The organism is Streptomyces laculatispora (genome assembly GCF_017353455.1).
GTDB classification, from domain to species: Bacteria; Actinomycetota; Actinomycetes; order Streptomycetales; family Streptomycetaceae; genus Streptomyces; species Streptomyces laculatispora.
The window spans coordinates 1-11,675 of record NZ_JAFMPZ010000124.1 but is presented as its reverse complement, the minus strand read 5'-3'; the positions used below and the strand labels follow the sequence as shown (position 1 = coordinate 11,675).

Annotated in this window: 10 protein-coding genes and 2 pseudogenes; 6 read left to right on the top strand and 6 right to left on the bottom strand. The window is 69.8% G+C overall.

What is annotated here, in order from left to right; genetic code table 11:
- Nucleotides 1-33: 33 nt before the first annotated feature.
- Genes J1C73_RS07435 through J1C73_RS07425 form a run of 3 tightly spaced genes read right to left on the bottom strand, consistent with a single transcriptional unit; the run spans nucleotide 34 to nucleotide 1,427 of the window.
- The gene (locus tag J1C73_RS07435; protein WP_207315642.1) at nucleotides 34-615 is read right to left on the bottom strand and encodes a DUF4865 family protein; all 582 of its coding nucleotides are present in this window, start codon (nucleotides 613-615) and stop codon (nucleotides 34-36) included.
- Between the two features lie 10 nt (nucleotides 616-625).
- Nucleotides 626-814 (bottom strand): hypothetical protein, encoded by a 189-nt coding sequence (locus J1C73_RS07430; RefSeq protein ID WP_207315641.1) that lies wholly within the window; start codon nucleotides 812-814, stop codon nucleotides 626-628.
- A 43-nt stretch (nucleotides 815-857) separates the two neighbouring features.
- Entirely contained in the window at nucleotides 858-1,427 is a 570-nt protein-coding gene (locus tag J1C73_RS07425) for a TetR/AcrR family transcriptional regulator (RefSeq protein WP_242643845.1), read from the bottom strand.
- A 214-nt stretch (nucleotides 1,428-1,641) separates the two neighbouring features.
- Between J1C73_RS07425 and J1C73_RS07420 the strand changes: the two genes are divergently transcribed.
- The 4 genes and pseudogenes from J1C73_RS07420 to J1C73_RS07405 form a co-directional block, all read left to right on the top strand.
- On the top strand, nucleotides 1,642-1,932 hold the full coding sequence (locus J1C73_RS07420) for an SHOCT domain-containing protein (protein ID WP_207315639.1): 291 nt from the start codon (nucleotides 1,642-1,644) through the stop codon (nucleotides 1,930-1,932).
- Nucleotides 1,929-2,705, top strand: a complete 777-nt coding sequence (locus tag J1C73_RS07415) for an ABC transporter ATP-binding protein (protein ID WP_207315638.1) — start codon at nucleotides 1,929-1,931, stop codon at nucleotides 2,703-2,705. The genes J1C73_RS07420 and J1C73_RS07415 overlap by 4 nt, the downstream gene beginning before the upstream one ends.
- Nucleotides 2,702-5,272, top strand: a complete 2,571-nt coding sequence (locus J1C73_RS07410) for an ABC transporter permease (protein ID WP_207315637.1) — start codon at nucleotides 2,702-2,704, stop codon at nucleotides 5,270-5,272. Before J1C73_RS07415 ends, J1C73_RS07410 begins: the two co-directional genes overlap by 4 nt.
- A 136-nt stretch (nucleotides 5,273-5,408) precedes the next feature.
- Nucleotides 5,409-5,858 (top strand): annotated as a pseudogene (locus tag J1C73_RS07405) (hypothetical protein); the annotation flags it as partial.
- 272 nt (nucleotides 5,859-6,130) lie between these two features.
- Here J1C73_RS07405 and J1C73_RS07400 read toward each other — a convergent pair.
- The gene (locus tag J1C73_RS07400; RefSeq protein WP_207315636.1) at nucleotides 6,131-7,588 is read right to left on the bottom strand and encodes a membrane-associated oxidoreductase; all 1,458 of its coding nucleotides are present in this window, start codon (nucleotides 7,586-7,588) and stop codon (nucleotides 6,131-6,133) included.
- Nucleotides 7,589-7,678: 90 nt separating this feature from the next.
- On the opposite strand from J1C73_RS07400, the pseudogene J1C73_RS07395 reads away from it, so the two are divergent.
- Nucleotides 7,679-8,608 (top strand): annotated as a pseudogene (locus tag J1C73_RS07395) (IS5 family transposase).
- A gap of 574 nt (nucleotides 8,609-9,182) precedes the next feature.
- Here the strand turns inward: J1C73_RS07395 and J1C73_RS07390 are convergent.
- Both J1C73_RS07390 and J1C73_RS07385 read right to left on the bottom strand, forming a co-directional pair.
- A complete protein-coding gene (locus J1C73_RS07390; RefSeq protein ID WP_372446660.1) occupies nucleotides 9,183-9,674 on the bottom strand; it encodes an ATP-binding protein in 492 nt (163 codons plus the stop codon).
- 217 nt (nucleotides 9,675-9,891) lie between these two features.
- Nucleotides 9,892-10,209, bottom strand: a complete 318-nt coding sequence (locus tag J1C73_RS07385) for a hypothetical protein (RefSeq protein ID WP_123467311.1) — start codon at nucleotides 10,207-10,209, stop codon at nucleotides 9,892-9,894.
- 229 nt (nucleotides 10,210-10,438) lie between these two features.
- On the opposite strand from J1C73_RS07385, the gene cds1 reads away from it, so the two are divergent.
- Nucleotides 10,439-11,590, top strand: a complete 1,152-nt coding sequence (cds1, locus tag J1C73_RS07380; RefSeq protein ID WP_207315634.1) for an L-cysteine desulfhydrase Cds1 — start codon at nucleotides 10,439-10,441, stop codon at nucleotides 11,588-11,590.
- Nucleotides 11,591-11,675: the final 85 nt, after the last annotated feature.

Genomic DNA, 11,675 nt, shown 5'->3' with positions numbered 1-11,675 from the left:
CGGGGACGTCCCCGAGAACGGTGCGGACCGTGGCTACCACTGGCGTCCCTGCCCCAGGTCTCCGCGCCCCGGCTGGCTGAGGTGGAGCACTTCGAAGCGCTCGCCCGGCTCCTTCGGCGCGAGATGGTCCCAGAGCGTGAAATGGACCAGTTCCCAGCGGCGGGGGTCGACGGCGAGCGCCGTGGCGACCGCACCGGGAGCCTTCGCGAGCCGGCTGCTCTCCTCCAGCGCGGCGTCGACCACGTCCGCCGGAGCGGCCGACGCCGGAACGGGTGCGCGGCGGCGGGTGGCCGTGCGGGGGAGCGCGGCGGACGAGGGGCCCTCCTCGTACGCCAGCCCGGCCCAGTGCTGCACCTCGGGCCGCCCGAAGTCCCGCACGATGCCCTGGAATCCGGGGCCCCAGAGGAAGGAGTTCATGCCCTCGGGCGCCGACCACAGATAGAACGGCGCGTACTGGTTGACCGGCGAGTCCTCGCCGCGTTCCCGGATCAGGTACGCCTTGACGCCGAGTCCGGGGAAGTCGTCCAGGAGGTGGCCCTTGGCCGCCACCCGGTCGCGGATGATGCCCATGTCGTAGTCGGCCGGCAAGGTGATCTCGTACTGCATGGCGTGCATCGCGTACTCCTCAGACCGTCGGGTGGTCGCCGAAACCGGCGTCGGTGTGCCAGTGGATGGTGGCGCCGTCCTCGGCCGCTTCGACGAGGGCCAGATGGGACGGCGGTTCGGGCGCCGCGATCTCGTCGAGCGGGACGGTGCCGTTGAACTGTTCGGGGGGTCCGGCCTGTGTGTCGGGGCGGTTCCTGGTGATCCGCATGTGCGAGGTGCTCCTTGAGCGGTCGTTCGCGTGCGGCGGGGGATCAGGTGGCATCCGTACGGTGGGCGAGCAGCGTGAGCAGTCCGCGGACGGCCGCGTCGAAGGCGTCCGCCGAACCCGAGGCGCGGGCCAGCACATAGCCGCCCTGCACCGTCGCGACGATCGTCGCCGCCATGTCGTCCGGCACCAGGGGGTGGGCGAACTCGCCGCGTTCCAGGCCCTCCTGGACGATCGCGGCCAGCCTGCCGCGGAGCCACGCGATCGTCTCGTCGACGGGGGCCCGCAGCTCGTCGCTCGCGATGACCTCCGGGTCCATCGTCAGCCGCCCCACCGGGCAGCCCCGCAGCACATCGCGCTCACGCGACAGGTAGCGCGAGATCCGCTCGTACGCCGACCCGGGGGAGTCGAAGGTGCGGCCGGCCGTCACGCGCATCTCGGCGGCCGTGCGCCTGATGGCGGTGAGCGCCAGATCGGGCTTGCCGCTGAAGTGGTGGTACATGCTGCCCTGACCGGCGCTCGCGTGCTGCTGGATGGCCTTGGGGCTCGTACCCACGTATCCGCGCTCCCACAGGAGCTCCTGGGTGGCTTCGATCAGACGGTCCGGAGTGCTCATGGATTCACTGTACATACCAGTAGGTACAGAATCCGGCGACAGTGATGCAGCGGCAGTGGAAGACGGGCAGGAGCAGCCGCCGGCCCGCCGTCTACTCCCGAGGGGGTACGCGCACTGCCGCTGGCCGTACGACGACGCGGACCCCTCCCCGGAGACAGGCTCGGAAGCGACAGAAGAACGTGAACGAGAACCCTCACCCGAGGAGCGGACCGAGATGAACACCCTGGCCTTCAGTGGCGGACCCGGACCCTGGGTCCTCCTTTTCCCACTCATCTGGGCGACCGTCGTCATCGGCGTCGTCACGACTTTGCGCCGCACTGTCTGGCGTGGCCGGGGCGGCCCGTGGCAGGTCCGAGCCGCACAGGGCGGCCCCGTCGAACCCTCACCGATCGCGATGCTCGGGCGCCGCTTCGCCGCCGGGGAGATCGACGAGGACGAGTACTGGCGCCGCCTCTCCGTCCTCGACGAGCAGTTCGGCACCCGCGGCAAGGGCGGTGCGGCATGACCGCCACCGTCGCGGCCACCGGCACCGCGACCGCCGCCCGGGTCGTCGACGCCGTGAAGCTCTACGGCACGGGCGACACCGAAGTCAGGGCCCTGGACGGGGTGAGCGTCGACTTCCCGGCCGGCTGCTTCACCGCGATCATGGGGCCCTCCGGCTCCGGCAAGTCCACCCTGATGCACTGCGCCGCCGGACTCGACACCCTCACCGCGGGTGCGGCCTACATCGGCGACACCGAACTCGGCACCCTCGACGACCGCCGGCTCACCCTGTTGCGCCGCCGGCGCATCGGATTCGTCTTCCAGGCCTTCAACCTCCTGCCGACGCTGACGGTCGCCGAGAACATCACGCTCCCCATGGACCTGGCGGGTGAGCGCCCCGACCGGGCACGGCTGGACGCGCTCATCGACACCGTCGGGCTGCGGGACCGTCTGCACCACCGGCCCAGCGAGCTCTCCGGAGGCCAGCAGCAGCGGGTCGCCGTGGCCCGCGCCTTCGCGGGCGGCCCCGAAGTCGTCTTCGCCGACGAACCGACCGGCAACCTCGACTCGCGCTCCGGCCAGGAGGTGCTGCGGCTGCTCGGCCGCACCGTCCGGCAGACCGGCCGCACCGTCGTCATGGTCACCCACGACCCGGTCGCCGCCGCCCACGCGGACGAAGTCGTCTTCCTGGCCGACGGTAGGCTCGTCGACCGGATGCCGGACCCCACCGCCGAACGCGTGCTCGACCGCCTCAAGGCATTCGACCCCGCGCCGGACACCCGGGGCACGCGATGAACAGCACCGGCGCCTCCGTGCGCCTCAGCCTCTCCTCGCTCCGCGCCCACCGGCGCCGCTTCGTCGGCACCCTGACCGCCGTACTGCTCGGCGTCGCCTTCCTCACCGGAACGCTCGTGATGGGGGACACCCTGCGCGCGAGCTTCGACACGATGTTCGACAACGCGGCGAGCGGCACCGACGCGGTCGTCCGCAGCACCAACGTCGTCACCGTCTCCGGCGACTCCGAGGGCACCCGGCAGCCGGTGAGCACCGGCCTCGCACGGCGCATCGCGAAGCTTCCCCAGGTCGCCGCGGTCGCCCCCGACATCCAGGGCGCCGGCCAGCTGATCGGCTCCGACGGCAAGCCCATCGGCGGCCAGGGACCGCCCACCCTCGCGGGCAACTGGATCGACGACCCGAAGCTCAACCCCTACCGGCTCGCCGAGGGCCGTGCCCCGGCCGCGCCCGGCGAGGTCGTCGTCAACCGCGGGACCGCCGACAAAGGCGGGCTGAAGATCGGCGACACGACCGTGCTGCGCACCCCCGACCCGGTGCGCGTCACCGTCGTCGGCCTGGCCACCTTCGGCGGCGAGGACGGCATGGCGCAGGTCACGTACACCGCGATGACGCTCGCCGACGCGGAGAAGCACCTCGCACCCGAGCCCGGCCAGGCGTCGGGCATCCAGGTGCGCGCGGGCCCCGGCACCAGTCAGCGGGAACTGGTGGACGCACTGCGCCCCGTGCTGCCCCCGCACACCGAGGCCATCACCGGGCAGGCCTCGGCAGCCGAGAACCAGGACAGGATCTCCGGCGCCTTCCTCAGCCTGTTCACCACCCTGCTGCTGGTGTTCTCCGGCATCGTGCTGCTGGTCGCGACCTTCTCCATCCACAACACCTTCGCTATCGTCGTCGCCCAGCGCACCCGGGAGAACGCCCTGCTGCGCGCCCTGGGGGCCTCCCGGCGGCAGATCCTCGGCTCGACCCTCGTGGAGGCGACGGTGGTCGGCGTGATCGCCTCCGCGGCGGGTCTGGCCGGCGGCATCGGTATCGCCGCCGGGCTCCAGACGCTCTTCCCGGCGATCGGATTCCCGTTCCCCGAGGGATCCCTCGTCATCAGCGGAGTGTCCATGCTGCTGCCGCTCGCCGTCGGTGTCATCGTCTGCGTCGGCTCCGCCCTGGTGCCCGCCGTCCACGCCGGACGCACCGCGCCGCTCGCTGCCCTGCGGGAAACCGCCGTCGACGACTCGGCGGCCTCCCGGACCCGTACCGTCACCGGGCTCGGGCTGCTGCTCGCGGCGCTCGCCGCGATCCTGACCGGAGCGGCGGCCGCCCCGTCCGTCTGGCTGTCGGCCGCCGGCGCGGTACTGGCGCTCGCCGCGTTCGTCGTCCTCGGGCCGGCCGCCTCCTCGTACGCCGTCCGCCTCCTCGGGGCGCCGCTCGGCCGGCTGCGCGGCGCCACCGGCCACCTCGCCCGGCGCAACGCGCTGCGCAGTCCCGGGCGGACCGCGTCGACCGCCACCGCCCTGATGATCGGCGTCGCGGTGGTCTCGCTCTTCACGGTGTTCGGAGCCTCGCTGAAGGCCACCATGAACCAGACGGTCGACCGTTCCTTCGCCGGTGACGTCGCCATCAGTGCACCCGCGTTCGGGGCCGGCGGCAGCGGTCTCAGCCCGCGGCTGGCCCCGGCCGTCGACCGGCTGGGGGACGTGGACACCGCGGTCGGGCTCGGCAAGGGCGTCGCGGAGGTCAACGGCTCCGGGCGAGCCCTCACCGTCACCGACCCGGCCACGCTCGCCAGGGTCTTCGACCTCGGCAAGATCGAGGGATCCATGAAGTCGCTGGGCACGAACGGCATCGCCGTCTCCGACACCGAGGCGGGCAAGCGCCACCTGCGCACCGGCTCCACCGCACGGCTCACCTTCACCGACGGGAAGGTGCGGACGTTCACTGTCCGCGCCGTCTTCGGGCACTCGGAACTGGCCGGGGACTACGTGATCACCCGGCAGGCCTGGGCACCTCACCGCGCCCAGGACTCCGACTCGCTGATCGCCGTGTCCTTCAAGGACGGGGTGTCCACCGCCGAAGGAAAGGCCGCGGTCGCGAAGACCGCGGCCGCGTACGGGAACCCGGATGTGCAGACCCGCGGTGAGTACGCGCAGTCCTCGGCCGGCGGCATCGACATGATGCTGACCCTGGTCTACGCGCTGCTGGCACTCGCCGTGCTCATCGCCCTGCTCGGCATCGCCAACACCCTCACCCTGGCCATCCACGAACGCACCAGGGAACTGGGTCTGCTGCGGGCCGTCGGGCAGACCAGGCGGCAGCTGCGGGCCATGGTCCGCTGGGAGTCCGTCCTGGTCGCCGCGTTCGGCACGGCGGGCGGTCTGTTGCTGGGCGGCGCCCTCGGCTGGGTGCTGGTCAAGGCATCCGAAGGGGCGGGCGACACGGCGTTCGCCTTCGCCCTACCGCCGCTCAGGCTCCTGCTGATCGCTCTGGTGGGCGTCACCGCGGGCGCCCTGGCCGGCTGGCGGCCGGCCAGGCGGGCGGCCCGGCTCGATGTGCTCCGGGCCATCGCCGCCGACTAGGGCCGCTCGTTCGGATCATGTCGGGCTCGTCGCCGACGAGCTACGGCCCTCGGGGCGGGCTGTGGTGTTTCCGGCATGCTCGCGACACCGTCCGCGACGCAACGTTCGGCGGCCGGTGAGCGTCTCATCGGGTGTGATGGATCTTCCTGAGACCACGAACGCCGTCGACACCCAGGACGAGCGAGTGCGGTCCGGTCCGCTGTGGCGCCATGCGCTGTGGGCGGCGCTCGTCACCGCCGCCGGGGTGACGCTGGGGTGGTTGGGCGCCCTGTTCCGCATCGGCCCGGAGGAGTACGGCCTGCCGCCCGCCGCGCCGGGAGCGCTCTGGCCCTATCTGCTCGCCTGGGCCGTGATCGGCCTGGGGCTGAGCACCATCCTGCGGTTCGTGGCGGCCAAGGTGCCCGTCCACTCCCCGTCGGAGGTCCTCCTCGGCACCGTCATGATCGGCACCCGGCTGTCCCTGGGCCGGCGGCCGGAGCCCCTCGAAGTCGCGGGCCTGGCCGCGGCCGCGCTGCTCCTGGTGACCGTCTGGTGCGCCGTCGCGCTGCGCGGGGCGGCCGTCGTGCGACGGTCCACGGACGCTTCCGGGGACCTGTTTCTCGGATCATGTGCGGAGCAGGGTGATCCGAGAAACAGGGACCTAACTGACGAATCGCTCGTTAGACCCCCGCCCCGACCCAACTCCCCTGATCACTAAAGCTACTCGCATCCCGTGATCACCCAACCGCAAGCACCACGAACGGTCAACGCGGGCTGGGCCGCCAACTACTGATCAGAAAGACCGCTCCTGGATATCGACGTACCTACAAGGGACGAGCGTGGGCACGTATGCAACCGATGCTGAGGCGTCGGTAGGAATCATTGGCGGCTGAGGTTACGGGTCACTCCGGCGGCGATGGTTGTGGCGAGGATCCAGCCTGCTGCGATCAGGACATAGGACAGCCACTGGTAAAGACCGGTGGGATTGAATGCCTTCTCCTGGCCGAAGTCGATGACGGGCAGGAGAAGGTCGAGGGTATAGACGAAGGGATTGAAGTCCGGTCCTTTGCCGCGCTCGGCCGGATTTGGATGGTGTAGCCCGTAGGCGGCTGAGCCGAGCAGCAGCAGGGCGAGGAGCCAAGTCATGGCACGGGTGGGGCGGAAACCGTAGCCGACGGTTGCATCCTGGAGGTGGCCCCAGATCTTGCCGTACCAGGTCAGCGTGGTTCGCTGTCGGCGTTGCTTGGCGAGTTGGACCGTGCGGGCTTCGTCGTCGTCACCGACGCGGCGGTAAGAGGCTGCGAGTTGCTCGTATGCGTGCGGCACGAAGCCGCCTTCGTCTCGCTCCAGTAGGGCAAGTCGTTGAGCGGCGGGCAGGCGCGGGACGATCGTCTCGTATGTCAGGCCGTCCAGACGTACCTTGGCGGGCCAGACCTGGGGTTTGGCATGGATGATCTTGAAGTTGGCATAATGCATTTTGACGTCGCCTGAGACTGGGGCAGCGTCCCAGAGCGAGAACACAGCGGCCTCGCAGCTGCTGACACCCAGCGCGACACCACCCGGGTTGCGGAGCTGAGCCTCAATGAAGGTGAGCAGCCCGGTGACCTTGGCACCGGTAAGTCTGACGCGGCCATCGGTTATGAGGCCGCCCGCGTTGAGCACGGTTCCGACCGTGAGGTGGGCAGCGTTGAGAGCATCTGCCCCTGAGTTTCTGATGTGGGCGTCTTCAAGGTCGAGGGTCCCCTCGATTCGGGCGGCCCCAAGGCGGATCTCGCCGTGGGCCACCAGTTTGGGTGCCCAGATGTCGTTGCCGATGGAGGCGTTGCTGAGCTGGAGGACACAGCCACCGTCGGTGCCCAGGTGGACTCGGTCAAGAAAGACTCCGCCGGCGATCTGGGCGCTGCCCAGTTGGACGCTCCCGGGGATACGGCAGTCGGTGAGCCGGAGTACGTCATCGACGCGTATGGCCGTGGCCATGAGGGCGGGAAGGCAGGACCCGGCGAAGTCGAGCTGGCGGGTGCGCGCTCCGTAGAAGTCCGGGGGTTGCTCAAAGTGGCAGGCGCTGAGGCGGATGGAGTGGACAATCTCTGCGTGCTTGAGGCTGAGGAGGCCGGTGATCTGGGCACCAGTGAGGTGGAGAGCGGGCATCTCGCCGGATTCAGAGGGATTGCTGAGGAGGAGGGCGCGGATAACCTCGGCGCGGACTGTTCGCTCGGGGCCCCAGGCGCCGGGCTGTTCGGGGTTCTCGTTCTGGGACTGACGGAGGTCGATCGGTTCACCGCGAGGGAACGCCTCACAGAGGCGGTGTTCCAGAGAGGTCAAGTCCGCGATCTCCATCCGCGGCACATTACCTCGTAGGGGGTGTGTCCTCGGGACTGCTTCTTGGATCTCCTTACCTGGGAGGGGTGTTGGGGGCAGGCTGGCTTCATGGGCGGTGGTGATCTGACGAATACGGAGTGGGATCGGCTGGAGTCGTTCTTGCCTCCTGGTGGTGCGCGTGGAGGTCGGTGGAGCGATCACCGTCGGGTGATCAACGGGGTTCTGTACCGGGTGCGGACCGGCGTGCAGGGGCGGGATCTGCCGGAGCGGTTCGGGCCTGGGGAGACTGTCTGTAAGCGACATCGCCACTGGTCAGTCGATGGCACCTGGCAGATGCTGCTGTCTCGCATCCCGGCAGCCGAGGACGCCGAGGGCGGCATCGACTGGGACGTATCGGTGGACTCGGCAGCGGTGCGAGCCCACCAGTACGCCGCCGGCGCGAGGAAGACGGCCCCGGCCGCCGTTCCTCAAAAGGGGGCCGGATGGGGGACGAACCAGGTCGATCCGGTCTTGCGGAATCTGGCCGCCCGCCTGGAGGAGGTGGTCAGATCGGCGAGTGTCCGGGACGGTCCCGCGGCGGATTCACCACCAAGATCCACCTCGTCGCCGAGGGACGCTGCAGGCCCCTCGCGTTCGTCCTGACACCCGGACACTACGGAGACGGACCCCAGCTCGAGCGGGTCCTGCAGCAGGTTTCGGTGCCTAACCGGAGTCGGCCGCCCCCGAACCCGGCCCGCTCACGTCCTGGCGGACAAGGCTTGCACGTCTCGGGCGAACCGCCGCTACCTGCGACGACGCGGGATCCGGCATACCATCCCCGAACGCCTCGACCAGTAGAAACATCGGAAGAACCGCGGCTCCCGAGGCGGTCGCCCCACCGGCTTCGACCGTGAGCGCTACAAGAAACGCAACACCGTCGAACGCACCATCAACCGCCTCAAAGGCTTCCGGGCCGTCGCCACCCGCTACGAGAAACGCGCCTACATCTACCTCGGCACCGTCACACTCGCAGCCCTCGCTATCTGGCTCCGAACATGATCCGAGAAACAGTGCCCAGTGCTGTGACCGCATAGGTCCGCCGGGTTGGTGGTCGTGGCGATTGGACGTGAGGCGACGGCCAAGGTGGCGGGATCGCGACATCAGCCGGCGGATTCTGTGTTCCGGACGCCTCTGACCCGTTCCAGGTTCGGTTCATGGCAGAGATCAGCTACCGGGCGGCCGACGACTGCGCCCTGCACGCCACCGTCATCGGAGAAGGCCAGGCCCTTGTCCTCATGCATGCCGGCGGCCCCGACCACAAGAGCATGCTTTCCCTGGCCGAACGGCTTGCAGACCGCTGCATGGTCATGCTGCCCTCCTGCGCACGATCTGCTGCAGTCGCCGCCCCTCGTGGTCGGTCAGTCTGCGCACACGGACAGGGTCGGTCAGTCTGCCCACACGGACAGGCTCGGCCACCGCGCCTCCAGTGGTCAGATCGGACGTCACCGCACATCCAACCGCCACTACCGCCAACCCGGCGCACCTATGCGGTCACAGCACCAGGCGGCACGGATTGGGCCGGCACGCGACGGCAGGAGCGGGACGCCTGAAGAGGCGCCCCGCTCCTGCCGTGTCAGCCGACCGACACGGACCGTGCCACCGAGGGCTGCACACCCTCCGGCGACATGATGCCGCTCAGGTCGAACGGTCCGTCGGTCGTCGCCCCGTACACCGAATGCGGTGGCTGGACGGCGAACAGGCAAGGGGCCGGAAGAGTGAACCAGACGATCTTTCCGGCTTCGCCCCGGGGGCGGACGCCCCAGCTCTCGCTGACCGCGGCAATCAGTGCGAGTCCACGCCCCGACGTACTGGAGTCGTCGGCCTCGCGCACGGTCGGCAGCCGTGGGTCGTGGTCATGGACGGACACCGTCAGGCGTTCGAGCAGCAACTCGATCTCGACAGTGCATGATTTGTCCGGCTGTGCATGCCGGTGGACATTGGTCAGCAGTTCCGTGACGCCTAGCGCTGCATGGTCGATCAAGGGATCGAGATGCCAGTAGCGCAACTGCGCCGAGATGATTCTGCGGACCTGACCGATCCGCGACGGCAGGGCCTGGAGCTCCACCGTGCAGTGCCTGCTGGGCTCGCTGATCACGGCTGCGACTCCCCGAAATAGGTCCGGAAGAAGACGAAGGGACGGATCCAGCAGATGGCCGGCTGCTGATTCCGGGCCGGCGGCCTGGATCACAGTGTCACCGCCGGTAAACCATGAGTGACGTGTCTCCAATGTCGCTCAGAGGGTACGGCTCCGCAACTCGCGGTGCCCCCGCGGCGCCGCCCCGTCAGCCGCGCCCGCCGCCCGCGCCGCGCAGCGCGTCGAGGAACCGGCGTGCGGGACCGGCCTCGTCGGGCTTCCCCGGGCGCCGCGGCATCGTCAGCCGGTACCGCGTCCCGTTGACCCGCGCCACCGTGGCGTCCCCGCCCGCAAACCATGCCCTGCCCGTGCTCACCGTCCCCACCGGTGCGCTGTCGATCTCCCGGCCGTAACTGGTCAGCAGGGCCAGCCGACCGTCCTTGACGGTCACCTGCCCGGCCCGCGAGAGCGAGCGCGCCCACCGGTCGATCCGTACGCCCGTCTCGCTGAACTCCGTTTCGGACATGGCCCCTTCGCCCCCTTCGTCACGCCCCCGAGAGAAAGTGTGCACAACCCGGCCCCGGTGCACCAGACCGGGGCGGGGCGCAATGATGCATTTGCGCCGTGTCCGCCCCCGCGGGCGCCCCGCCCGCAACACCAAGGCAGGGCTATGGAGTATCAAAGTCAATGTTTGTGCAGGTGGGGGGCATATCGTGGGGCGCGCCGAGACCGGTCGTAGGAGGAGAAGCGCGCTGATGGACACGAGTGAGCACAGACACGAAGGCGAAGCCGTGGCGACCGTCGACATCGACCGGACCGACCTGGCGTACCGGGCCTGGCTCAAGGAGGCCGTACGCAAGGTCCAGGCCGATGCCAACCGCTCGGCCGACACCCATCTGCTGCGCTTCCCGCTGCCCGAGAGCTGGGGCATCGACCTCTACCTCAAGGACGAGTCGACGCACCCCACCGGCAGTCTCAAGCACCGGCTGGCGCGCTCGCTCTTCCTCTACGGGCTCTGCAACGGCTGGATCCGCCCCGGAAAGCCGGTGATCGAGGCGTCGAGCGGCTCGACCGCCGTCTCGGAGGCGTACTTCGCCAAGCTGATCGGGGTGCCGTTCATCGCCGTGATGCCCCGCACCACCAGCCCCGAGAAGTGCCGGCTCATCGAATTCCATGGCGGCCGCTGCCACTTCGTCGACGACTCGCGCAGGCTGTACGAGGAGTCCGCCACGCTCGCGGCGGAGTCCGGCGGCCACTACATGGACCAGTTCACCTATGCCGAGCGGGCCACGGACTGGCGCGGAAACAACAACATCGCTGAATCGATCTACCAGCAGCTGAGGCTGGAGCGGTACCCCGAGCCCGCCTGGATCGTCGCCACCGCGGGCACCGGCGGCACCTCGGCGACCATCGCGCGGTACGTGCACTACATGCAGCACGACACCCGGATCTGTGTGCCCGACCCGGAGAACTCCTGTTTCTTCGAGGGCTGGACCCACCACGACCCCCTCGCCACCAGCGACTGCGGATCCCGCATCGAGGGCATCGGCAGACCTCGGATGGAACCGAGCTTCGTCCCGGGCGCCATCGACCGGATGATGAAGGTCCCGGACGCGGCCACCGTCGCGGCCGTGCGTGCCCTTGAACGGTCCATCGGCCGCAAGGCGGGCGGTTCCACCGGGACGGGACTGTGGAGCGCGTTCAAGCTGGTCGCCGAGATGCTCGCACAGGGCAGTACCGGCAGCATCGTCACCCTGATCTGCGACCCCGGTGACCGCTACCTCGACAAGTACTACTCCGACTCCTGGCTGGCCGCACAGGGCCTGGACATCGCGCCGTACACCCGGACCATCGACGCCTTCCTGGCCACCGGGAACTGGCCCGGTCAGCAGGGGAGTACGGCCTGATCCCACCGGCCGCGGCGCACCTCAGGCCGCGGCCGCCGAGAGCCGCCGGCCGAGGTTGCGCACCGCGTCCCGGAACGACCTGCCC